Genomic DNA, 23,258 nt, shown 5'->3' on the forward strand with positions numbered 1-23,258 from the left:
CCATCTGGAAGAGAAAAGTAATGCCTATGAAAATGTTACCTGCATTTCTGGTTGAGATTTAGCCCATTCGATAACCTCGTCTGAGGACACTGTTTTTCCAGAACAGAAATCGACGAGATAACCCTCGGATAATTTTGTCAGGCAGCTTGCAGCTGCGAGTGCAGCAATGGCTTCAGCAGCAGGCGCCCCGGCGCAAAATGAGATATCGAAGTTCAGGGATCTGGATAAGTTAAGTTCATTGAGCACCTCGTTATCCAGGTCGCTGGCGTAATATTCGAAGCCAGAAATTACGCCGTTAACTGAACAGGGCAGGAATCCACTGAACGTTAGTAAGGCGATATCGCTGTCAAGCTCACAGGGAAACCCTTGCTGTAATATCTCTTCTTTCCACTCTTCTGGCGTCGGTAGGTTGTGCGTGTGTAAATAAACACCGAAATCACGAGACATATTTAACTTGCCCTGATTTGAACTTAGTTTTTCGACGAAAAATAGGAGCGTGCCGAACCGCAGATAACGAAAGCGATAATGATGCTGATCAACCAGGGAATCTTCGAACCATAAAAGAAACGATTGCCAATCTCGTTTCCCAGAGTAAAACACGTAAATATCGTAGCACCTGAGTACCAGGCTCGGATAAAGTCTCTTTTCTTGAGCATCTTATAACTTCTCGAATGTCGAATACCAGGATGCTACTGCTGACGCGGGTAAAAAATCAATGACCACAACCTGACAATATTGGTAGTTATCAAACGTTATGCGCAATTATGTTTGGCATCGCTGGAATGCTGATTCGGACTTAAGTTAAAAAACAACGTCCAGTAACTGCGTTTTCATTGTGGCTTCAAAGGGCAGAATTTCAGCTGTAGCAATGTTGAGTTTCTGGAATGGATCCTGGCTAAGGCGGGCTTCCAGAGACTCAATGCTGTCACATTTTGCAAGAATAACGCCGCCATTACGGGGAATTCGTCTTCCTGACGCAAGAAATACTCCCTCTGCGTAACCTTTCTTCAGCCACTCAACATGAGCAGGAATTTGAGCGTCAACTTCTTCTAACGGTTTTATATAAGTGAGAACAACAACGTAAATGATGCTCATCATAAGATCCTGATGTAAGAAACCGCGGGTTTGTGAGTCATTTATAAATGGACAGACGTACGAATGCAAAGCCCGGCAGGTTGCTCGTTTTAAGCTATGAGAGTAGACGCTATCGTACGGAATAAAAAACCTGGCGATCTCTCAATCGCCAGGCGGGTTGCAAAGACTTTAGGTTATTTACCCAGAATCTCTCTGCGGACGATCTCTGCCCCAGCGCTCAACGCGTGCAGTTTGCCTCTGGCCACATGGCGCGGCAGCGGAGCCATACCGCAGTTGGTGGAAGGGTAGAGATTTTCGGCATCAACGAACTGCAGCGCTTTGCGCAGCGTGTTAGCAACTTCTTCCGGGGTTTCAATGGCGTGGTTGGCCACGTCGATGGCGCCCACCATCACTTTCTTGCCACGAATCAGCTCGAGCAAGTCCATCGGCACGTGGGAGTTGTGGCACTCCAGCGAGATGATGTCGATGTTTGAGGTCTGCAGCTTTGGAAACGCCTCTTCGTACTGGCGCCACTCCGAGCCCAGCGTTTTCTTCCAGTCGGTGTTGGCTTTGATGCCGTAGCCGTAGCAAATATGCACGGCGGTTTCGCACTTCAGGCCTTCGATGGCGCGTTCCAGCGTGGCGATGCCCCATTCGTTAACTTCGTCGAAGAACACGTTGAAGGCTGGCTCATCGAACTGAATGATGTCCACGCCGGCGGCTTCCAGCTCTTTCGCTTCCTGGTTCAGGATTTTGGCGAATTCCCAGGCCAGTTTTTCACGGCTTTTGTAGTGGTTGTCATACAGCGTGTCGATCATGGTCATCGGGCCAGGCAGCGCCCATTTGATTGGCCGATCGGTCTGTTTGCGAAGGAACTTCGCATCTTCCACAAACACCGGTTTTTGACGAGCCACGGCACCGACCACGGTCGGGACGCTGGCATCGTAGCGGTTACGAATGCGCACGGTTTCGCGTTTCTCGAAATCCACGCCGTCCAGGTGTTCGATAAAGGTGGTCACGAAGTGCTGGCGAGTCTGCTCGCCGTCGCTGACGATGTCGATATCGGCCAGCTGTTGTTCGTGCAGCGCCAGGCGCAGGGCGTCCTGTTTACCCTCAATAAGTTCCTGATCCTGCAGCTTCCACGGCGACCACAGCGTTTCAGGCTGGGCCAGCCAGGACGGTTTTGGCAGGCTGCCGGCAGTGGACGTAGGCAATAATCTTTTCATGTCGAATAACCTTGTATTTGGTGTCTCAAAGAGGGTAGTTAGCAGACCACTGCTCTAAAATTGTTTGGTACGGTTTGATGAAGTGCTCTTCAGTAAACTTCCCTTGTTCGATGGCCAAACGGCTGCGTTCTTCACGATCGTAAACAATTTGAGTAAATGAATGATCCTGGTGGTTCAGGCTTGGCTGGAAGCACAGCCCGGCCGGAGAATTCGCGTTGTAAATCTCAGGGCGGTAGATCTTCTGGAACGTCTCCATGGTGCTGATGGTGCTGATAAGCTCGAGGTTCGAGTAGTCATTCACCAGGTCGCCCGTGTGGTAGAAGGCAAACGGCGCCACGCTGTTGGGCGGCATGAAATAACGAGCCTTCAGCCCCATTTTGTTGAAGTAGAGATCGGTCAGGGAAGATGAATCCTGCTCATATTCAATGCCGAGCACCGGGTGGCGGTTTCCGGTCTGGCGGTAAACGTTTTTGCTGGAAACGCTCAGGCAAATCACCGGCGCTTTATTGAAATTTTCTTTGTAGGTGTCTGACCCAACGAAGTGTCTGAACAAGTTCCCGTGCAGCACGCCGTAATCTTCCGGGATGGTGAATTCTGCGCGATCCTGGTTGTACGCTGGCAGCAGAACGCTGAAATCATAGTCGCGAACGTAGGAAGAGAAATTGTTCCCGACAATGCCTTCGATGCGCTGGCCTGTGTTCTTATCCAGCACGTGAGTTTTTAAAATCTCAATCGCCGGGAAGGTCTTGCCGTTGCCTTCAACATCCAGCTCAACGGAAATAATTTCAAGTTCAACGCCGTAGCGGTCGGAGGTGGGGTTGTCCCAGTTCGCCAGGGAGTTGAAGCGGTTATCAATCATGATCAACGCGTTACGCAGGTTCTCCTGACGCTTCTCGCCGCGGGCCAGGTTAGCAAAATTGGTTGTGATGCGCGTATTCCCTGACGGGTTGTAATTCTCATCAAAAACAATGCTCTTAAGAGTAAAAGTAAACGCTTTAGTCATGGTAATCCGGCACCTTAGTTCTGTTTTTTGCCTGTATCTACTGCTTGATTTCTCACAGATAACCTTTGGTTAGCTGTGGTTTTACCTGTCAGTAATCTTCACATTGCATGTCGTTAACAATATTGCATCTTTTATGCCTGAGTCACAGTTTTAGTAAAAGTGATTTAATTTCATTAGAACATGAGCGGTGTTCATGATTTGGAATATGGCCCGGAGAGGAGTCCTCCGGGCCTGATGAATCGGTCAGTTATCAACCTTTGGCGGGCGAATTTTGAAGCAGATCGCATACATGGCGGGCAGGAACAGCAGCGTCATAAAGGTGCCGCCAAACGTCCCGCCGATAAGCGTGTAGGCCAGCGCTCCCCAGAACACGGAATGGGTCAGAGGAATAAACGCCAGAATCGCCGCCAGGGCGGTCAACAGCACCGGGCGCGAACGTTGGATCGTCGCCTCAACCACGGCATCAAAAGGCGTCAGCCCGGCCTGCTCGTTATGCTTAATCTGGCCGATGAGGATCAGCGTGTTGCGCATCAAAATCCCTGAAAGCGCAATCAGCCCCACCAGGGCGTTGATGCCGAACGGCTGGTTGAAAATCAGCAGCGTCGGTACCACGCCGATAAGCCCCAGCGGGCTGGTGGCGAACACCATCAGCATGGCTGAGATCGACCTAACCTGAAGAATAATCACCAGCAGCGTTAGCGCGATCATGATCGGGAACAGCGGAGCCATTGCCGCCGTGGCCTTGCCGGATTCTTCAATGGCGCCCGCTTCTTCGATGCGGTACCCCGCCGGAAGCTCTGCCACAATAGGTTGAACTTGTTTCACGATCGCCGTCGACACATCCGGCGGCTGAAGGCCATCGGCGACATCGCCCCGCACGGTAATGGTTGGCGTTCTGTCGCGACGTCGGAGCACCGGATCTTCCATCACAACTTCAACCTTACCGATTTGCGAGAGCGGCACTTTTTGCCCGTTCGCGCCAATGAGCGTTAGCGCGGCGAGCTGTGCCGGGTCGTCCCGCACGCTGCCGCGCGCCCGGCCCGTGACCTGCACGGAGCGAATATCTTCCCGCACTTCGGTCAACGGCGCGCCGGAAAGCAGGAATTGCAATTGCTGCGAGACGGAGGCGGTGGTTAAGCCCACGGCGTAAAGCCGGTCCTGGTTCAGGGTGAAATGTAGCGTAGGCACCCGGGAGCCCCAGTCGATGTTCACGGTGCGCATCAGCCCGCTTTGATTCATCACTTTTTCAACCCGTAACGAAATCGTTCTGAGCACGTCCGGGTCTGGCCCCATCACGCGAAACGCTACCGGGTAGGGCGTATAAGGCCCGAAGACAAGTTGGGTGACGCGCACCTGAGCCTCCGGAGCCAGGCCGTTGCTGATGGCCTGCCGCAGCCGCATTTTCAACGCTTCTCGCGCATCAGGATCGGGCGTGAGAATCACGATTTTTGCGAACGAAGGGTCGGGCAGCTCCGGAGCCATGGCCAGGTAGAAACGCGGCGCGCCCTGGCCAATGTAGGAGGTGACGATTTTTGACTCTTTCTGCGCGCTGAGCCATTGCTCAATGCGCTCGGTAGTCTTCGTCGTTTGCTCGATAGACGTCCCGTAAGGCAGCTGAACTTCTACCAGCACTTCCGGGCGGTCTGAGATGGGGAAGAACTGCTTTTTCACCACGGCCATTCCGGCTATCGCCAGCACAAACAGGCCGACGACTGAACCGGCGGTCAGCCACTTGCGGGCGATGACTTTTTTCAGCAATGCCCGGAAGCGATTGTAATTTTTGCTGGTGTACAGCGCGTGTTCCGCCAGCGCGGCTTTGTGCATATCGGGTAGCAATTTCACGCCGAGATAGGGCGTGAATACCACGGCCACCAGCCAGGATGCTATCAGCGCGATACCGACGATCCAGAACATGTTGCTGGTGTACTCCCCGGCGGTGGAGTGGGCGAAGCCGTTCGGCATAAAGCCGATGGCGGTTACCAGCGTGCCCGCCAGCATGGGCGCGGCGGTGTGGCTCCAGGCGTAGGCGGAGGCCTTAACACGGCTGTAGCCTTCCTCCATTTTCACCACCATCATTTCAATGGCGATGATAGCGTCGTCCACCAGCAGGCCCAGCGCCAGAATGAGTGAGCCTAAGGTTATCCTGTCGAAGTTTTTATCGGTGGCGGCCATGACGATAAACACCACCGCCAGTGTCAGCGGTACGGCGGCGGCAACCACGATGCCCACTCGCCAGCCCATGCTGATAAAGCAGACCACCATCACCACCAGCAGGGCGACAAAAAACTTCACCATAAACTCATCCACGGCGGAACTGATGTTCACCGACTGATCGCTGACTTTACTGAAGCTCATGCCGAGCGGCATCGTGTCGTTGATTTTACGGGTTTCCTGATCCAGGGCTTTGCCCAAATCAAGCCCGTTCCAGCCGTCGCGCATGACCACGCCGAGCAGCAGGGCCGGCTCGCCGTTGTTTCTGACGAGGAACGTAGCCGGGTCTTCATACCCGCGCTCGACGTCAGCTACGTCGGACAGTTTCAGCGTTTTCCCCTGGGCCACAATGGGGGTATCGCGGATTTTTGAGAGCTGATCCAGCGCGCCATCCACGCGGATAAACACCTGCGGGCCGGCAGTTTCTATTGAGCCTGCGGGGGTAAGCAGGTTCTGGTTACTCAGCGCCTGAAAGATGTCCAGCGGCGAAACACCAAGCGTGGCAAGCCTGTCATGAGAGAACGAAACAAAAATGCGTTCCGCCTGTTCACCGATAATATTCACCTTTTTCACGCCGGGGACGTGCAGCAATTGCTGGCGCAGGTTCTCGGCATCGCGCACCAGCAGGCGCTGCGGCTCGCCTTTTGCTTTCAGGGCAAACAGCGCGAAGGTGACGTCCGAAAATTCGTCATTTACCAGCGGGCCTATAACGCCATCCGGCAGATTTTTGGCCTCATCGCTGATTTTTTTCCGCGCCTGGTAAAACGCCTCCGGCACGTTGGCGGGCAGCGTGCTGTCTTTTAGGGAGACAACGCTGTAGGCAAGACCCGGACGGGTATAGGTTTCCGTGCGGTCATAATCGTCCAGCTCCTGCATTCTCTTTTCCAGCGGCTCGGCCACCAGATCCTGCATTTGCTGCGCGGTGGCCCCCGGCCAGGCGGTGATCACGGTCAGCTGTTTCACCGTAAAAGGCGGATCCTCGGCTCGGCCCAGTTTAAAGAACGCGATGATCCCGGCCAGCGTAATGAGCAGGATCAGGAACAGAGTGACTGATTTTTCACGTACCGCGAGGGCGGAAAGGTTAAAGCGAGAGTCGCTCATTACGGTGCTCCCGCCAGATCGGTGGCGCCCAGTGCAAGCAGTCTTACTTCTTCGCCGTCATGCAGCAGATGTGCGCCGAGGGCAACGATGCTGGCGTGGCTGTCGATTTGGGTGGCAACAATGGCGGATTCATCGGTGATGCGGCGGATGCTCACCGGGTGCCAGCTCACTTTGGCCGGTTTACCGCGTACCACCCAAATGCCGGTGCCTTTCTCTTTCCCGGCGTCATAGAGCGAGGCCAAAGGCACAATCACGTTTTGTGAGGGAGTGCCTGCGTCAGGAATGGTGACGGTCACCGTGCTGCCGAGCGGCGCCTGGGCAAGTGCGCCAGCGAGCACAAACTTCGCTTCAAATGTGCGGGTTTGTGGGTCGGCGGCGTCGGAAAGCTGACGTAAGGTAGCGGCCACGGGAGCGCTATCTGAACCGTAAAGATGAGCCTGAGCTACGGTGCCCAGCGCCGGGCGCAGCGTTTCCGGCAAATCGACGACCGCTTCACGCTGGCCCGCCCGGGCGAGACGAATCACCCCTTGCCCGGCGGCGACAACCTGGCCTGGCTCGGCCAGCGTATCCACGATCACGCCGTCAGAATCAGCCGTCAGCACCGCATAATTCATGGCGTTTTTAGCCACATTGGCCTGGGCCATGGCCGCCTGCAGGTCCGCTCTGGCGCTGTCGGCCTGGGCTTTGATTTGATCGTACTGCGAGGCTGAAATCGCGCCGCTGCCGACAATGCTTCTGTAGCGGGCCTCATCGGCGGCGGCCTGTTTAGCGCGGGCTTTGGCAGCGGCGACGGCCTGATCCTGCGCTTTAGCCTGCAGGCTTAAATCCTGAGGATCGAGTCGGAGCAGGGGCTGGCCGTTTTTTACCGTCTGGCCTTTGTCCACCAGGCGCTCAAGAATTTTTCCCGGAACGCGAAAACCGAGGTCGCTTTGGATTCGCGAGGCGACAATGCCGGTAAAAGCCCGGGTGTCATCATTGGCGGACTGAACCGCGACAACGCGAACCAGCGGAGGCTCGGTACGCGGATCCTCTGGCTGAGATGAGTCACCGCAGGCGGTGAGCGCCGAGCACAGCAGCGCCACGGCGGCTGGAAAAGGCTGAAGACGAAACATACGTTCCCTTATAAACGCGGAGCAGGAACGCAGATAATTATTCAAGTGACCAATTTAGTCAATGGTCACAAGATGCGATCAGGGCATTAAACTTTTCAGGATCAGCGCGGGCAAAAGCTGTTCGGCTTGCTTAGCCAGTTCGAGGTTGTATTGCAGCTGTATCGGGCTGATATACGGCAGCATGACGAGAAAAACGGCGTTAACGGTTTCATCCATCGGGCTGCGGCGCTCAAATTCACCGGACTGGCGGCCGGCATGAATAATGGCGGTAAGCACTTCCCGCAGCTGCAGCTTGTAGCGTTCGGCCGAGGGCCAGTTTTCCAGGCAGGAAACAATGGCGATGTCGTGGAGCTTACGGTCGTAGAAAAACAGATCGCTGCCTGCGGCAATGAGCGCGCTGAACATCGCCCGCAGCTTAGCCGACGCACCGGGGGCGTCATCCACCGACTGACTGACGATTGCCATCATCTTTGTCAGGCGGTTGTCGCAGATAACTTCGCCGATTTCCTGCTTGGATTTGAAGAACTTGTAGATATAAGCCTTGGAATAGCCGATGGCTTTGGCGAGATCGGATACCGTCGTTTTTTCAAACCCGTAGTGGCCAAAGAATTCGGTCGCTGCCTCGATGATCTGTTCCCTGACGCTGTGTTCCGCAGGCCCTCTGGTTTCCCCGCCCTGAACGTGAGTTTCAGACATATTTTCTCCCTGTGTTCGGATTTGTGAATGGTGACTATTGTAGCATTGGGTCACTCAGGGAGCGATGTCGTTGCGGCCAGGCTCAGTGGGCGAACAGCTGGATAAAGCGTTTCACCGTCGGAGAGCGTTCAAACTGCCGCCAGGCCAGCGCAATGTCCGTTTTCACCTGGTCACCGCGAATCGCGTGGAAGGTGACGTTCGGGCAGGCGATGCAGGTCATCGATTGGGGAACTAAGGCGAACCCGAAGCCTGCCGAGACCATGCTTAACGAGGAAGAAATTTGCGAAGCCTGGCAGGCACTTTTCAGATCGATGCCCGCTCGCAGGCAGGCGTTATACATCAGTTCATATAATCCGGGGGCCACTTCTTCCGGGAACAGCACTGGCGGCACATCGGCCAGCGCCTGCAGGGCCAGCTCTTTCTCGCCGGAAAGAGGATGGTCCTTGTGCAGGGCAATCATCATCGGCTCTTCGTCAATTAGCTTGAGCGTAAACCGCTTGCTGCTTTCACAGGGCAGGCGCACAAACGCCACGTCCAGCAAGCCATCATCCAGCTCCTGCATCAGGCCCGCCATATTGGTTTCTCGCTGGCGCAGTTCGATGGCCGGATAGTGCGCCTGAAACTGGCGCAGCAGGGAAAAAATCTTTGGATTGAACGCGTTTGAACTGGTTATCCCGAGCGACAGCTTGCCGTTAATACCGCGGGCGATCCCGCGGGCTTTCTCCAGCGCGGCATCGCTGTGGGCCAGAATCTGGCAGGCATCCTGATAAAACGCTTCTCCCGCATCCGTCAGCTCTACACCTCTGGTCAAGCGGTGCAGCAGGGGCGTGCCCACTTCACGCTCCAGGCGCTGAATCTGCTGGCTAAGAGGAGGCTGCGAAATACCCAACAGCTCGGCTGCCCGGGTGAAATTATGCGTCTGGGCAACGGCGACAAAATAGCGGAGATAGCGAAGTTCCATATCGAAAACGTCTCAAACCAGAAGGGCTTTTATATTGGAACTGTGAGCTGGATCACGTCAACATTTAATTAATGTTTCTTAACCTTCAGCCCGAGGTGACAGACGCCATGAGCGATATAACTCTATGTTCCTGCGAAGAAAGTCTTTTAGAGATGGTCGAGACCTTCGCCGCAGCCAATAAAGAAAACATGATATATCAGACTTCATTGATGAGCGCATTATTGAGCGGCGTCTATGAAGGGGAAACCACCATGGCCGACCTGCTTAAGCACGGTGACTTTGGCCTGGGGACCTTTAACGAGCTGGACGGCGAGATGATTGCCTTCAACAGCAACGTGTATCAATTACGGTCAGACGGCAGCGCCAGGGCGGCCAGCCCGCAGCAGAAAACCCCGTTTGCGGTGATGACCTGGTTTAAACCTCAGTACCGCTTGCGCATCAATAGCCTGACCAGCCGTCAGAAACTGCACGAGATTATCGACGCAAAAATTCCCTCCGATAACCTGTTTTGTGCGCTGCGCATCGACGGTCATTTCCACCACGCACATACCCGCACGGTACCGCGCCAGAAGCCGCCATATCGCGCGATGACAGACGTGCTGGACGACCAGCCGGTGTTCCGCTTTAACGGCCGTAAAGGCGTGCTGGTGGGGTTCCGCACCCCACAGCATATGCAGGGCATTAACGTGGCGGGCTATCACGAACACTTTATTACCGATGACCGCCAGGGCGGCGGGCATCTGCTCGATTATCAGCTGGAGCAAGGCGAGCTGACCTTCGGTGAGATCCACAAGCTGATGATCGATCTTCCGGCAGACAGTGCATTTCTTAACGCCAACCTGCACCCCGAAAATCTCGACGCGGCTATCCGCGCGGTTGAAAACTAGCGTTCCCTGAGGAGATGTGAGCCATGAATAATAAAAAATCTTTGCGCCAGTGGGCGCACGGCGCTGACATGGTGGTCAGCCAGCTTGAAGCTCAGGGCGTGAAGCACGTCTTTGGGATCCCCGGGGCGAAGATCGATAAGGTCTTTGATTCGCTGAACGACTCGCCGATTGAACTTATTCCGGTCCGCCACGAAGCCAATGCAGCCTTTATGGCGGCGGCGGTGGGGCGCATCACCGGGAAAGCGGGCGTGGCGCTGGTGACCTCCGGCCCAGGTTGCTCAAACCTGATCACCGGCATGGCAACAGCCAACAGCGAAGGTGACCCGGTTGTGGCGCTGGGTGGCGCGGTAAAACGTTCAGATAAAGCCAAACTGGTACATCAAAGCATGGACACCGTGGCGATGTTCAGCCCGGTGACGAAATACTCGGTGGAAGTCCCTTCTTCGGACGCCATTGCTGAGGTGGTTTCAAACGCCTTCCGCGCCGCCGAGCATGGTCGCCCCGGTAGTGCCTTTGTCAGCCTGCCGCAGGACATCAGCGACGGCCCGGCAACCGGGAATATTTTGCCAGCCAACGGGGCGGTGAAAGCCGGTGCAGCGCCTGACGCCGCTATTAACGATGTGGCGAAACTTATCTCGCAGGCTAAAAATCCTGTATTCCTGCTTGGGCTGATGGCAAGCCAGCAGGAAAACAGCGCGGCGCTGTTCCATCTGCTGGAAAAAAGCCATATCCCGGTCACCAGCACCTATCAGGCCGCAGGCGCGGTGAATCAGCAGCACTTTGCTCGTTTTGCCGGGCGCGTGGGGCTTTTTAATAACCAGGCCGGTGACCGCCTGTTACAGCTTGCGGACCTGGTGGTTTGTATCGGCTACAGCCCGGTGGAGTATGAGCCGGCGATGTGGAATACCGGTGATGCCACGCTGGTGCATATCGACGTTCTGCCCGCCTATGAAGAACGTAACTACGTGCCGGACGTCGAGCTGGTGGGCGATATCGCCAGCACGCTGGACAAGCTCACCGCCCGTATAGAAAAACCGCTGGTCCTTAGCCCACGTGCGTCAGAAATCCTTGTTGACAGGCAGCATCAGCGTGAACTGCTGAGCCGCAGGGGCGCACAGCTGAATCAGTTTGCACTCCACCCGTTGCGCATCGTCCGGGCGATGCAGGACATCGTGAACGACGACGTGACCCTGACCGTCGATATGGGCAGTTTCCACATCTGGATCGCCCGCTATCTTTATAGCTTCCGCGCCCGTCAGCTGATGATCTCCAACGGCCAGCAAACCATGGGCGTAGCGCTGCCGTGGGCCATTGGCGCGTGGCTGGTGAATCCGGGCCGCAAGGTGGTTTCGGTGTCCGGCGACGGCGGGTTCCTGCAGTCCAGCATGGAGCTGGAAACGGCGGTACGTCTGGGCGCTAACGTGCTGCACATCATTTGGGTGGATAACGCCTACAACATGGTGGCGATTCAGGAAGAGAAAAAATACCAGCGTCTGTCCGGCGTGAACTTCGGGCCGGTGGACTTCAAGGCTTACGCGGATGCCTTTGGCGCTCGAGGCTTTGCGGTGGAAAGCGCGGAAGCGCTGGAGCCGACTTTACGCGCCGCCATGGATGTGAAGGGTCCGGCGGTGGTCGCCATTCCGGTTGATTACAGCGACAACCATTTGCTGATGAGTCAGCTGCACCTCAGCCAAATTCTTTAAACTACAGAAGGATATTGTGATGAAAAAAGTAGCATTGGTTACCGGGGCCGGTCAGGGGATCGGGAAAGCTATCGCGCTGCGTCTGGCTAAAGATGGCTTTGCCGTCGCCGTGGCGGACTACAACGCCAAAACCGCAAAAGAAGTGGCGGACGAAATTAACCGCAATGGCGGCCGCGCGCTGGAAGTGACTGCGGACGTGTCCGACCGCGATCAGGTCTTCGCCGCCGTTGAGGCTGCCCGCAAAGGACTGGGCGGGTTTGATGTCATCGTCAACAACGCTGGCGTAGCCCCTTCCACGCCTATCGAGGACATCACCCCGGAAATCGTCGATAAGGTCTATAACATCAACGTGAAGGGCGTGATTTGGGGTATTCAGGCCGCGGTTAAAGCCTTTAAAGCCGAAGGGAACGGCGGGAAAATCATTAACGCCTGTTCCCAGGCTGGGCACGTGGGTAACCCCGAGCTGGCGGTTTACAGCTCCAGCAAATTTGCCGTGCGCGGCCTGACCCAGACCGCGGCGCGCGACCTGGCCCCGCTGGGCATCACAGTGAATGGCTACTGCCCAGGGATCGTCAAAACCCCAATGTGGGCCGAAATCGACCGTCAGGTGTCTGAAGCAGCGGGTAAACCGCTGGGTTATGGCACCGCAGAATTCGCCAAACGCATCACTCTGGGACGTTTGTCCGAGCCGGAAGATGTGGCTGCCTGTGTGTCTTACCTGGCCAGCGCGGACTCTGACTATATGACCGGGCAGTCGCTGCTCATCGACGGCGGGATGGTCTTTAATTAAAAAAAGGTTTTAATGTGGAGTACCTTTTGGCTTGGCGGGGAACCGTTGGGCCTTTTTTATTTGCCACTGTTTATCTTAAGTTTTTTATCCACCTCTATACTTTGTGATAGCAACAGCCAGAAAAATCACAGAAAGGACTGGACATGACAAACCTGTCGCAGACGGACGGCGCGGAAGCCTCCGGGACAACGCCGCATAAATTTATCCTCGCGGGAAGCGCCCTCGGCGTGGTGTTTGGCGATATCGGCACCAGCCCGCTTTATACCCTGAAAACGGTGCTGCTGTTATCCGGCAACGATCCGACCCCGTCGGTTATCCTGGGTCTGCTGTCGCTGATTATCTGGACGCTGATCCTCATCACCTCGGTGAAGTATGCGATGTTTGCGATGCGCATCGACAACCACGGGGAAGGCGGCATTATGGCGCTGATGTCGCTGCTGGTGGCGAGAGACAAAGGCTCGCGTTGGGTGGTGCTGGCGGCTTTATTGGGCGCGGCGCTGATCTACGGTGACGGAGCGATTACGCCCGCAATTTCAGTGCTCTCCGCCATTGAAGGGCTGAATATTATCCTGCCGGAGGCCGAAACCTGGGTGCTGCCAATTGCGGTGACGATTCTGGTACTGCTGTTTGCCGTGCAGCCTTTCGGCACGGCTAAGATAGGTAAAGTTTTCGGGCCGATTATGGCGCTGTGGTTTATTGCTATCGCCGGGCTTGGGATTTGGGGTATCGCGCAGCATCCGGCCGTGCTGCTGGCTATCAATCCCTTGTACGGCCTGCAGTTTCTCGTCTCTAACGGTTTTGTCAGTTTTATGGTGCTGGGCGGCGTGTTTCTGTGCGTCACCGGGGCGGAAGCGCTGTATGCCGACATGGGGCATTTCGGTAAAAAGCCTATCTGGATGGCGTGGTACGGCGTGGTCTTCCCGAGCCTGCTGCTGAACTATGCGGGGCAGTCGGCGCTGATCCTTTCCGGGGCCGATATCACCCAGAATATCTTCTTCCGCCTTTGCCCGCCGGCACTGCTGATCCCGCTGGTGATCCTTGCCACGCTGGCCACCATTATTGCCAGTCAGGCGATTATCACCGGGGCATTTTCGATGACCCGGCAGGCGATTCAATTGGGCTGGCTACCGCGCCTGCGCATTCGCCAGACGGCGGCGGAGAGCTACGGGCAAATTTATATCGGCGTGATCAACTGGCTGCTGATGGGCGTCACGCTGTTCCTGACGGTGTTCTTCAGGTCGTCTGAGAACCTGGCGGCGGCTTACGGGATTGCGGTATCTCTCACCATGCTGATGACCTCCGGGCTGCTGTACGTGGCGATGCGTCACATCTGGCAGTGGCGGCGGCGGACCAGCGCGCTGGTGGCGGGGGGCTTTTTGATCGTCGATACCTGCTTCCTGATCGCTAATCTGATCAAGGTACTGGAGGGCGGTTATATTCCACTGCTGCTGGCGGCGATTGTCTGCACGACGATGCTGGTCTGGCACCGTGGCGCGGCGGCGGCGTCCAGGGCGGTGAACGAAAAGGTGATCGATGTGAACACCTTCTTCGCCGCGCTGAAAGAGCGTGGCGTGCCGCGCGTGCAGGGTTCAGCGGTGTTTCTGACCAAAACGCGCAACGGTATTCCGCCGGTGATGCGGTGGCATGTGGCGCGCAACCACGCGCTGCAGGAGCAGGTACTTTCGCTGACCATTTCTATCATGAACGTCCCGCGCGTACCGGCTGGAGAACGGCTGGTAATTGTGGAGCAGGCACCGAATTACTGGCGCGGTATCGCCCAGTACGGCTTTATGGAAAGACCGCATATTCCTGAGCTTATGGCGAGACTGGGAGAGATGGCGTGTGCCTTCCGCGTGGAGGATGTGACCTACTATCTGGGCCATGAAACCATCGTGGCCCGTGAGGATGGGCAGGTGATGCCAGCCTGGCAGCGTAAGTGCTTCGCGTTCATGGTGAGAAACGCCACGCACGTGACGCACTATTACCGCCTGCCGAGCGACAGCGTGGTAGAGATCAGCCGGCGGATAGCAATTTAACCCGCCCGCAGGACCAGGCGAATAAAACTGTCGATATCGTCCAGCGCCAGCTGCCTGTCGGCAGGGGCTGAGGCGACCAGCAGTTTGTCGGCATAACCGTTGAGCAGGGCGCTAAACTGGCGCGTAGCTCTGGCGGCATCCACCGCTTTAAACACGCCGGCCGCAATGCCGTCATCGACGATATCGGCCAGCACTTTTTCCCATTTTTGCGTCATCACCAGCGCGAGCTCGGCCCATACGCTGCTGTGCGCTGCCTGGTGCCACAGCGCGCCGTAAAGCTGCCAGACAGCGTCCGGCGCGTGAGGGAGATACGTGTGGATCAAGCGTTGCAGCTTATCTTCCGGGGAAAACGTGTTGGTTTCAGCGGTAAACTTGTGCAGATCGGCCATCAAAAACGCGGTCATTGCTTCAATGCAAAGCGTTTGCCAGTCGCTGAAGTAGTGGTAAATGTGGCTCCGTGAAATACCCACCCGCTCGGTGAGTTCGCGGGTGGTCACCTTTTCAATGCCTTTCTCAATGAACAGCTCAATGGCCCCGCTCAGGATTTTGCTTCTTAGCGTGTCCGGTGCTTCTTTCATGACGTTTCCACGGTTATCTGAATCGCTGATGGAGCATCTTATCAGTTTTTAACTCGCTGGCTGGACAGCTTTTCCGGCTGGCGCAGCACATATTTCAAGATCGCGGTGCTGACGGCGACCAGCACGGCGGCGCAGATAATCACCGTCAGATAGGCATGGCTGAAGGCGTTTCGCGCCAGCTCTTTCAGCACGGCGGCGCTTGCCGTGCTCATCGAGCCTGCAAGGTGCAGAGCCTCATCCAGACTGTCGTACGCGCTGTTGCCTGTCACCAGGCCTTCAGGCAACACCAGGCTTGCGCTGTAGACCGCGGTCATCAGGCCGCCCAGCAGCGTCACGCCAAGTACGCCGCCCATTTCCCATGAGACATCCTCAATCGCCGCGACCATGCCGGCTTTTTCTTCCGGGGCATTGAGCATGATGGATGTTGATGCGGCGGTAAACGCCACGCCGAGCCCAAGCCCGATGACAAACAGCGCGGCGAGCTGTGGCGTCAGGCTGTAATCGGCCAGCAAAGCCATACTCGTCATACCCATCGCTGTCACCAGCAGGCCGAAGACCATAAGTTTTGCGCCGCCCCAGCGTGGCAGCACGACGCCGGCCAGCGGTGAAGCCAGGGCCGAGCCAATCGGAATAGGCAGAATCGACAGCCCGGCTAACAGCGGCGTCAGGCCCAGGACAAGCTGCAGGCGCTGGGTCAACACCAGCTCAATGCCGGTTAGCGCGATCATGGTGATAATCGCCACGCTAATGCCGCTGGCAAACATGCGGTTACGGAACAGCGAGAAATCGATCATCGGCTGGGCCGAACGCTGTTGGCGACGAACAAACAGCGTTAAAAAGACGACGCCAGCCAGCAAAGAACCGGCCACGGTTAGCCACGAGGCATCCATCTTGCTGAGTTCCTTGAGCGCGTAAATCACGCCTACAAGGCCAAGCATAATCAGCAGTGAAGCGGTGAAATCACAGGGACGGTTGGCGTTCCCCGCATCCCGTGGGATCAAGAACCAGGCAAAAACGATAACCAGCAAGACGACCGGCACGTTAATCAGGAAGACCGATCCCCACCAGAAGTACTCCAGCAGCACGCCGCCAATAACCGGGCCAAGCGCCGCGGCGGCAGAAGCCACGGCAGACCAAATGCCGATGGCCAGCGCCCGTTCGCGCTCGTTGGTAAAGACCTGACGCACGATGGCCAGCGTGGCTGGCATCATCATCGTGGCACCTATAGCCAGAAACACGCGTGAAGCGATCAACAGCTCAGCCGTGGGCGAGTAGGCCGCGCAGAGCGAAGCGAGGCCGAAAATAGGTAACCCGGACATAAAGAGCAGCTTGTGGCCCAGGCGGTCACTCAGCATGCCCGCGCCGGGTAGCAGGCCCGCCGCCACCAGCGGGTAGGCGTTAATGATCCACAGTTTTTCAGACGCCGTAGCGTTTAAGGCCTGGGTGAGCCTGGGCAGTGCCGTGTAAAGCACCGTCATATCTATAATGATCAGGAAAAGGGTGCTGGTCAGGATCGCCAGAATCAGCCAGCGGTTAGTGAAGCGCATGTTGAATGCCTCTAAAATAATCCAAATTTGAGCGGTTGCTCAAGCGCGAAATATACTTGAGCGATTGCTCAAAAACAAGCTCGGTATTGCCGCGTATTTAGCGGCGGTTGACTTGTTGTGAAGGGGGGGATCGCGATAAGGTAGCCGCCTGCGAGGATATTCATTCAGGTTTGAGCACAGGGCAGGGAAATGAAAAAACTGATCGTGATGTTACATGGGGTAGGGAGTTCCGGGGCGGATCTCGAAGGGCTGGGGCTTTTCGTCCAGCAGGTTATGCCGGAAGTGCTATTTGCCTCCCCGAACGGCAGCGAGCCTTTTGACGGCGGCGGCGATGCCTGGCAGTGGTTCAGCCTGGAAGGCGTGACAGCACAAAACCGCCCGCAGCGCGTGGTAGAGGCCCGGGCCGCGTTTGATGCGAAGCTGGAAACTATTTTTAAGCAGCATGACGTGGCGCCGGGTAAAGATCAGGTCATTCTGCTGGGCTTCTCTCAGGGATCTATCATGGCCCTGGATGTTCTGGCCACCTCCCGTTTTCCACTGGCGGGCGTAGTGGCATTTTCCGGGCGTCTTGCTTCACCCAAACCGTATCACGTGGCGGCAGATGCGTCGGCGCTGTTGATTCATGGTATGGCGGATCAGGTGATTCCGTGGGCTGAAAGTGAAGCGGCTGCCGCGGCATTAATTGAAACTGGCGCGGAAGTTGAAACGCTGTTTGAACCCGGCGTGGTGCATACCATTAGCGCGGATGGCGTGTCGCAGGCGCTGGGGTATATTGCGGAGCGTTTTGAGTTAGATCCGGAGTGATTTTTTCCCTCACCCTAACCCTCTCCCAAAGGGAGAGGGGATAAAATATATTGCATGTGATCTTACCTCTCCCTCCTTTTGGGGAGAGGGCAAAATCTTCAGGACTTGCTCATATCACTCAGCAGCACCGCAATACTTTTCCCGCCTTCCGTTTGTTCCAGCGCAATCTTCACCGCAATCGTCAGCGGCACGGACAGCAGCATACCGACCGGACCGAGCAGCCAGCCCCAGAAGATGAGTGACAGGAATACCACCAGCGTAGAGAGCCCAAGCCCTCGGCCCATCATGCGCGGCTCCAGGATATTGCCAAACACCAGGTTAATCAGAAGATAACCCGCGACGACAATCAGGGCCTCGTACAACCCGTTAAATACCAGAACCTGCACCACCGGCGGGATGGCCGCCAGCACGGAGCCGATGTTTGGAATATAGTTGAGTGCGAAGGCCAGCAGCCCCCAGATAAAGGCAAAGCGGACGTCAAGGGCGGCAAGCATGCCCCATACGACAAGGCCGGTGACGATGCTGATGGCCGTTTTTAGCACCAAATAATGGCTGACGCTGTCCAGCGCACGCTGAATGGCGCCCATACCTTCTTCCGGGCGAGCCATCAGCTGCTGCAGCTTGCGCGGCAGTTGTGGGACCTCAATCAGCATAAACACCACGGTCAGCAGCAGTAAAAAGATAGACGTCATCGCGTTGGAAAGTTGCGTCAGCAGACCGGTAACCAGCGTCATCAGGGCATTAGGATCGACATACTTCATTAACTCATCGACAGAAACAGAAATTCCCGCGCGCTGCAGCCAGGGTTCAAGGGTTTTTAACGGCACCACCAATGAAGAGCGGTACTGCGGCAGGGTCCGCGCAAGTTCGTTTAGCGAAGTGCCGAGATAGGCCAGCAGCAGCACCATGCTCAGGATAATGACGACAATTACCAGGCTGATGGCCAGCACGCGCGGCACCCGAAGCCGTTCAAGACGACGAATTAGCGGGTTTAGAATAACGGCAATAAATAGCGCCAGAATAAATGGCACAATGATGTCGGCAGCCGCTTTAATACCCACCAAAATAATGACCAGCATGCCCAGCATGATCACGGCCTTCAGTGCTTTGAGTGTAATAATTGGTTTTGCCATCGTGGCGGGTTCTCCAATGTGCGGGCGGGGGAATAATACACCACCGTTAAAACAGGTGTCCCTTTATTACGTTATTTTAAACGTTAAAAACAGTTTGATACATTGTGTTTTTGCTGTCGTTTTGCGTAAAGGAGTGTAAAGGTCAGCCGCTAACATACCGAATTATGGTATAAAATCACCGTGTTTAACTACTGAGGACAATTTTCTATCCGCAACTGATGAGAAGCAACACCGCGGGTAAGTTGGAAATATTATGGACAATACGTTCAGCACTTCATTCAATCAGCATTCTGTTTTTATCACATCTACATCTTCACTTTCTGGTGAGCAGCACTGGCGCAACGCGCTATAGTCCCTTTCTTCTGACATTTTTTTTCTGGTTTTCAAATTTTCGCTTGCTCGTCGTGTGACGTGGCTTGTCGGTTTTTTGTATCTTTATTTTCTCTGTCAGGAGAGAAATCATGATTTATTGGGTTTTATTGGGATTAGCCATCGTTGCCGAAATTACCGGCACCTTGTCAATGAAATGGTCAAGCGTAAACGAAAGTAATATGGGGTATATTTTCATGCTGGTCATGATCGCGATCTCCTATATTTTTCTGGCGTTTTCGGTGAAAAAAATCGCCCTTGGCGTGGCATATGCCATGTGGGAAGGCATCGGTATTCTGTTTATTACCGTCTTCAGCGTCATGCTGTTTGATGAGTCCATTTCACCGCTAAAAATACTTGGCTTAACTACGTTGGTTATTGGTATTGCGCTGATTAAATCGGGTACGCGAGAGAAAAAATCACGCCCGGTGATATCAGAGAAAGGGGAGCATCATGCAGTCGTTTGAGTGGGTACACGCCCTGTGGCTAACGTTAGCCATTATTCTGGAAATCGTCGCCAATATCTTTTTAAAACAATCTGATGGTTTCAAACGCCCGATTTACGGTGTGCTGTCTCTGCTGGCCGTGCTGGCCGCGTTCAGCGCCCTGGCTCAGGCCGTTAAAGGCATTGAGTTATCCGTCGCCTATGCGCTCTGGGGCGGGTTTGGTATCGCCGCCACCGTGGCCGCGGGCTGGATCCTCTTCGGCCAGCGCCTTAACCGCAAAGGTTGGGTTGGACTAAGTTTGTTGCTGGTAGGGATGGTTATTATCAAAATTGCCTGATCCATCACGCTGCCCGTTAATGATTCGGGCAGCGCTTTCCTCAGGGTGTATTACGCTTATTTTACGGTAAAAGCACTTCTCTAAATCAAAAGCCTAAAAACCTTCACGTTATTTCACTTAGAAGAGAGCTGAAATTGCGTAATCCTCTTAGCTGGAAAAGCACGCCCGTTGCTGGAGCCCTGTTTGCCATGGTGTTTATGGCAGGCATCGGGCTGATCGTGTCTATTATCGCGCTCCTCTACCTTTCACTTCACCTTATTAGCAGTAAAACCAATGAGATAGATGAACACCGAAGCGCCCTGTCGGTACAGGGGGCCATACAGACTTCGGTCAACCGCGTGTGGGCGTTGGTTATTGATAATGCGGTCTGGGACGATGCCGTAAATCAAGTTTATCGCCCTGAGCTGGACGTTAACTGGCTGTATAACACCTGGGGCGCGGGTTACAAAATCAATAACCTCTATGATGGCGTGTACGTGCTGGATGAAGGGTTCAATGTGCTTTGGGGCTCGTTTCGTGGGCAACGCGTAACGGGGCAAAACATTTCTCAACTTGGGAAGGGGTTTGCGTCCCTCGTCCACCAGAACGCGCAAACGCTTAAAGACGACAAAAAAATTTTTGCCGGGATCACGCAAACCGAGAGCGGCGTTTCGTTTATTGGCATTGGGCTGATTCGGCCCATGTTGGGGCGGCTTCAGGTTCACGACGCCACGCGCCGTTACCTGGTGATTGGCCGTCAGATTAATAACTCAATGCTAAAAGAGCTGGGAAACACGTTTCAGATTGAAAACCTACGCCTGACGCCTACGCCATCTGATTCTTCAAGTGTCCCGCTGAACAGCGCCTCCGGTGAAACGCTGGGATACCTTAGCTGGCAGCCGCGGCAGCCTGGAGCAGAGGCGGCCCGCGCCGCTTCGGCAGATATTATGCGCATTACGATGCTTGCGGCGGTGCTAATCCTGGTCTTTATCGTCATCAGCAGCCTGGGGCTGTACAAGCTGGCTCGAGGTGAAAAGCAGGCGAGAAATATCGCGTTAACCGACTGGCTCAGCCATTTACCTAACCGACGAGCGCTCATCGAGCGGCTGGAAACCATCAGTAAACGGGGAGATAGCGACGAAAAAAGCGTGGTATTTATCGATCTCGATGGTTTTAAGGACGTGAATGATATTTACGGGCACGATAAAGGCGACCAGTTAATCGTGACCATTGCTCATGCTCTTCGCGATCGCGTGCCACCAAACGGCATGCTGGTGCGCATGGGAGGGGATGAATTTGCCATGATGATCGGCGGGGAGAGGGCCGGGGAACACTCAGCCGCCTTCGCGGGTTCAGTCCTGGATTTTCTTAGCCAGCCTGTCCCCGTGGGAGAAAGTACCCTTCATATTAGCGCCAGTATCGGAATAGCTTCGGGCTCGCTGGTGGATTGCAGCAGCTCGGAGCTGTTCCGCCGGGCCGATATCGCTATGTATCACTCTAAAATTACCGGAAAAGGTCGCACGACTTATTATGATGCCGCGTTGAATAACGTTCGTGAGCGCCGTTTAACCATCGAAAATGACATTCGCGCGGGCCTTCTACGGAATGAGTTTGAGGTTTGGTACCAGCCGATTATGGATGCACGTAGCCAGGCGATGGCCGGTGTGGAAGCGCTGGTACGCTGGCCGCGTCGCCCAGGAGGAGAACTGTTGCCAGATGAGTTTATTCCCGTGGCTGAAACGAGCGGTCTTATCTATTCGCTCGGATTGTTTGTGCTCCGCCAGGCGTGCTGTGATTTAGCTCCCCATGAGGATCTGCGGCTGTCGGTAAACATTTCTCCGGCGCAGTTCCGCGACCCGGAATTTGAAGACAAGGTTGCCCGGGTGCTACAGGAAACGGCGTTCCCGGCGCAAAGGCTTGAACTGGAAGTGACGGAAAGCTATGTGCTGGAAAACCCGGAGCGCGCCCTGACGGCAATTCGCAATCTTAAGTCTCAGGGCACGGCGGTGGCGCTGGACGATTTCGGCAACGGTTATTCGAGCATCGGCTATTTGCGCCGTTTTAACTTTGACACCATCAAAATAGACAAGTCCCTGGCCGGACTGGTGGACAGCGATGAACAAGCGCTGGCGCTGGTGAATGGAACGGTACGTATTGCCACCGCGCTGGGGATGGCAGTGACGGCGGAGGGCGTGGAAAACGAAGAGCAGCTCAAGCTGCTTGGCCGGGCAGGCTGCGACCGGCTGCAGGGCTATTATTTCAGCCCGCCTAAGCCGCTGGAGGTCATTTTGGCGCTACGCCCGGCGTAGTGGTCTATTAAATTATGGGTTAATATTCCTGCTATTACAGAGGGTTATTTTATTTTTTAAGTTATTGGGTTTTTTCTTTTCAATATTAACTCTTTGTTTAATTACTGGTTATAAATCACCTTGCTTTTGCAATCCCATGTTATAAGCTATGAAGAAATGGAATGTTAAGTTGAGTTTATCAAGGAGAGACATGTGAAAGCCGCAATACACCTGATCATTACAGTGTTAATTTCGTATTCTTCATTTGCTGCAGCGCAGCCAGTGGAAGATAAAAATAAAATAGCCAAAATTTATTATACCGGAGAAATGCAACCTTCCGCCGTATCGAGGCTGGTCAGCGCTTTTGATGAAGTTAATAAAAATAATGATGTAGAAAGAATTTATCTCTACATCAATAGCTATGGCGGTGATATGGATGCGGGCTTGATGGCCGCCGCTGCCGTCAGAAGCTCTGCTATCCCCGTAACAACCGTGGCTATGTCCACCGTCGGCTCTTCAGCAACGATCATGTTTTGCGCCGCAGACGACAGGCGCTCATTGCCTGAAGGCAGCCTGTTCCTGCACCCGGCCTCTATCTCACATCAGGGAGATGTCAGGCCAGCAGATGTGGCTTACCTTGAAAAAGAAACACGTCGTTTCAATGAGATGTTTAAAAAAACGTATCGGGCATGTACAAAACTTGATGATGCCAAAATAGCCGAGATACTGCATAGCGAGTATAACCTTACAAACTATTCTCCCAGTGAAGCAATGGCCATAGGGTTAATATCCTCCGTGGATAAAAAAATAATTCCGGCCAACTACAGCTACGCTATCACCAGCAGCTCAAATTAATAGTCAAATATTACCGGGTAAACTATCGGGTCATGATGTGGATATGGAAATAACGCTGAGGGCAATCCGCTAGTTTGTCCCGTGAATATATCAGGAACCATGCCTGAATTACCTTGTGGTGG

Annotated in this window: 21 protein-coding genes; 10 read left to right on the forward strand and 11 right to left on the reverse strand. The window is 54.9% G+C overall.

Annotated elements, in window-relative coordinates:
• Window positions 1-24 precede the first annotated feature (24 nt).
• From AAIE02_RS06095 to AAIE02_RS06130, 8 genes are all read right to left on the reverse strand, one after another.
• A complete protein-coding gene (locus tag AAIE02_RS06095; protein WP_336710389.1) occupies window positions 25-600 on the reverse strand; it encodes a hypothetical protein in 576 nt (191 codons plus the stop codon).
• Between the two features lie 201 nt (window positions 601-801).
• Entirely contained in the window at window positions 802-1,095 is a 294-nt protein-coding gene (locus tag AAIE02_RS06100; RefSeq protein WP_166865036.1) for a YciI family protein, read from the reverse strand.
• Between the two features lie 173 nt (window positions 1,096-1,268).
• Window positions 1,269-2,300, reverse strand: a complete 1,032-nt coding sequence (locus AAIE02_RS06105; RefSeq protein ID WP_008459294.1) for a methionine synthase — start codon at window positions 2,298-2,300, stop codon at window positions 1,269-1,271.
• A gap of 25 nt (window positions 2,301-2,325) precedes the next feature.
• The gene (locus AAIE02_RS06110) at window positions 2,326-3,303 is read right to left on the reverse strand and encodes a DUF1852 domain-containing protein (RefSeq protein ID WP_498532164.1); all 978 of its coding nucleotides are present in this window, start codon (window positions 3,301-3,303) and stop codon (window positions 2,326-2,328) included.
• Window positions 3,304-3,546: 243 nt separating this feature from the next.
• A complete protein-coding gene (locus AAIE02_RS06115; RefSeq protein ID WP_498532165.1) occupies window positions 3,547-6,615 on the reverse strand; it encodes an efflux RND transporter permease subunit in 3,069 nt (1,022 codons plus the stop codon).
• On the reverse strand, window positions 6,615-7,727 hold the full coding sequence (locus AAIE02_RS06120; protein WP_498532166.1) for an efflux RND transporter periplasmic adaptor subunit: 1,113 nt from the start codon (window positions 7,725-7,727) through the stop codon (window positions 6,615-6,617). The genes AAIE02_RS06115 and AAIE02_RS06120 overlap by 1 nt, the downstream gene beginning before the upstream one ends.
• Before the next feature lie 78 nt (window positions 7,728-7,805).
• Window positions 7,806-8,423 (reverse strand): TetR/AcrR family transcriptional regulator, encoded by a 618-nt coding sequence (locus AAIE02_RS06125; protein ID WP_008459285.1) that lies wholly within the window; start codon window positions 8,421-8,423, stop codon window positions 7,806-7,808.
• Window positions 8,424-8,505: 82 nt separating this feature from the next.
• Window positions 8,506-9,384: a LysR family transcriptional regulator gene (locus tag AAIE02_RS06130; RefSeq protein ID WP_008459283.1), complete on the reverse strand. Its 879-nt coding sequence runs from the start codon at window positions 9,382-9,384 to the stop codon at window positions 8,506-8,508.
• 107 nt (window positions 9,385-9,491) lie between these two features.
• Here AAIE02_RS06130 and budA point away from each other — a divergent pair, with 107 nt between their 5' ends.
• The 4 genes from budA to AAIE02_RS06150 all read left to right on the forward strand — a co-directional run bounded on the left by budA (window position 9,492) and on the right by AAIE02_RS06150 (window position 14,800).
• Window positions 9,492-10,271, forward strand: a complete 780-nt coding sequence (gene budA, locus AAIE02_RS06135; RefSeq protein ID WP_498532167.1) for an acetolactate decarboxylase — start codon at window positions 9,492-9,494, stop codon at window positions 10,269-10,271.
• Between the two features lie 23 nt (window positions 10,272-10,294).
• Window positions 10,295-11,974, forward strand: a complete 1,680-nt coding sequence (alsS, locus tag AAIE02_RS06140) for an acetolactate synthase AlsS (RefSeq protein ID WP_498532168.1) — start codon at window positions 10,295-10,297, stop codon at window positions 11,972-11,974.
• A gap of 19 nt (window positions 11,975-11,993) precedes the next feature.
• Window positions 11,994-12,764 (forward strand): (S)-acetoin forming diacetyl reductase, encoded by a 771-nt coding sequence (locus AAIE02_RS06145; protein WP_498532169.1) that lies wholly within the window; start codon window positions 11,994-11,996, stop codon window positions 12,762-12,764.
• A 143-nt stretch (window positions 12,765-12,907) separates the two neighbouring features.
• Window positions 12,908-14,800, forward strand: a complete 1,893-nt coding sequence (locus tag AAIE02_RS06150) for a potassium transporter Kup (protein WP_498532170.1) — start codon at window positions 12,908-12,910, stop codon at window positions 14,798-14,800.
• Here AAIE02_RS06150 and AAIE02_RS06155 read toward each other — a convergent pair.
• Both AAIE02_RS06155 and AAIE02_RS06160 read right to left on the reverse strand, forming a co-directional pair.
• Window positions 14,797-15,378 carry a TetR/AcrR family transcriptional regulator gene (locus AAIE02_RS06155; RefSeq protein WP_008459273.1) on the reverse strand — a complete coding sequence of 194 codons (582 nt, stop codon included), beginning with the start codon at window positions 15,376-15,378 and terminating at the stop codon, window positions 14,797-14,799. The genes AAIE02_RS06150 and AAIE02_RS06155 overlap by 4 nt on opposite strands.
• A 41-nt stretch (window positions 15,379-15,419) precedes the next feature.
• On the reverse strand, window positions 15,420-16,925 hold the full coding sequence (locus AAIE02_RS06160; protein WP_498532171.1) for an MFS transporter: 1,506 nt from the start codon (window positions 16,923-16,925) through the stop codon (window positions 15,420-15,422).
• A 189-nt stretch (window positions 16,926-17,114) separates the two neighbouring features.
• Between AAIE02_RS06160 and AAIE02_RS06165 the strand changes: the two genes are divergently transcribed.
• Window positions 17,115-17,729: an alpha/beta hydrolase gene (locus tag AAIE02_RS06165; protein WP_498532172.1), complete on the forward strand. Its 615-nt coding sequence runs from the start codon at window positions 17,115-17,117 to the stop codon at window positions 17,727-17,729.
• Between the two features lie 98 nt (window positions 17,730-17,827).
• Here the strand turns inward: AAIE02_RS06165 and AAIE02_RS06170 are convergent, their stop codons facing one another.
• Entirely contained in the window at window positions 17,828-18,862 is a 1,035-nt protein-coding gene (locus AAIE02_RS06170) for an AI-2E family transporter (protein ID WP_008459267.1), read from the reverse strand.
• 253 nt (window positions 18,863-19,115) lie between these two features.
• On the opposite strand from AAIE02_RS06170, the gene AAIE02_RS06175 reads away from it, so the two are divergent.
• The 5 genes from AAIE02_RS06175 to AAIE02_RS06195 all read left to right on the forward strand — a co-directional run bounded on the left by AAIE02_RS06175 (window position 19,116) and on the right by AAIE02_RS06195 (window position 23,136).
• Complete coding sequence (locus tag AAIE02_RS06175) at window positions 19,116-19,214, forward strand: protein YdgV (RefSeq protein WP_442892170.1); 99 nt, start codon at window positions 19,116-19,118, stop codon at window positions 19,212-19,214.
• A 106-nt stretch (window positions 19,215-19,320) separates the two neighbouring features.
• The gene (gene mdtJ / locus AAIE02_RS06180; RefSeq protein ID WP_157141423.1) at window positions 19,321-19,698 is read left to right on the forward strand and encodes a multidrug/spermidine efflux SMR transporter subunit MdtJ; all 378 of its coding nucleotides are present in this window, start codon (window positions 19,321-19,323) and stop codon (window positions 19,696-19,698) included.
• Window positions 19,685-20,014, forward strand: a complete 330-nt coding sequence (gene mdtI / locus AAIE02_RS06185; protein WP_008459264.1) for a multidrug/spermidine efflux SMR transporter subunit MdtI — start codon at window positions 19,685-19,687, stop codon at window positions 20,012-20,014. Before mdtJ ends, mdtI begins: the two co-directional genes overlap by 14 nt.
• A gap of 134 nt (window positions 20,015-20,148) precedes the next feature.
• Window positions 20,149-22,302 (forward strand): bifunctional diguanylate cyclase/phosphodiesterase, encoded by a 2,154-nt coding sequence (locus AAIE02_RS06190; protein WP_336980975.1) that lies wholly within the window; start codon window positions 20,149-20,151, stop codon window positions 22,300-22,302.
• Window positions 22,303-22,494: 192 nt separating this feature from the next.
• Window positions 22,495-23,136 (forward strand): ATP-dependent Clp protease proteolytic subunit, encoded by a 642-nt coding sequence (locus tag AAIE02_RS06195; RefSeq protein WP_336980977.1) that lies wholly within the window; start codon window positions 22,495-22,497, stop codon window positions 23,134-23,136.
• Window positions 23,137-23,258: the final 122 nt, after the last annotated feature.

It is taken from the genome of Cedecea sp. Ae19-4, from assembly GCF_059801165.1.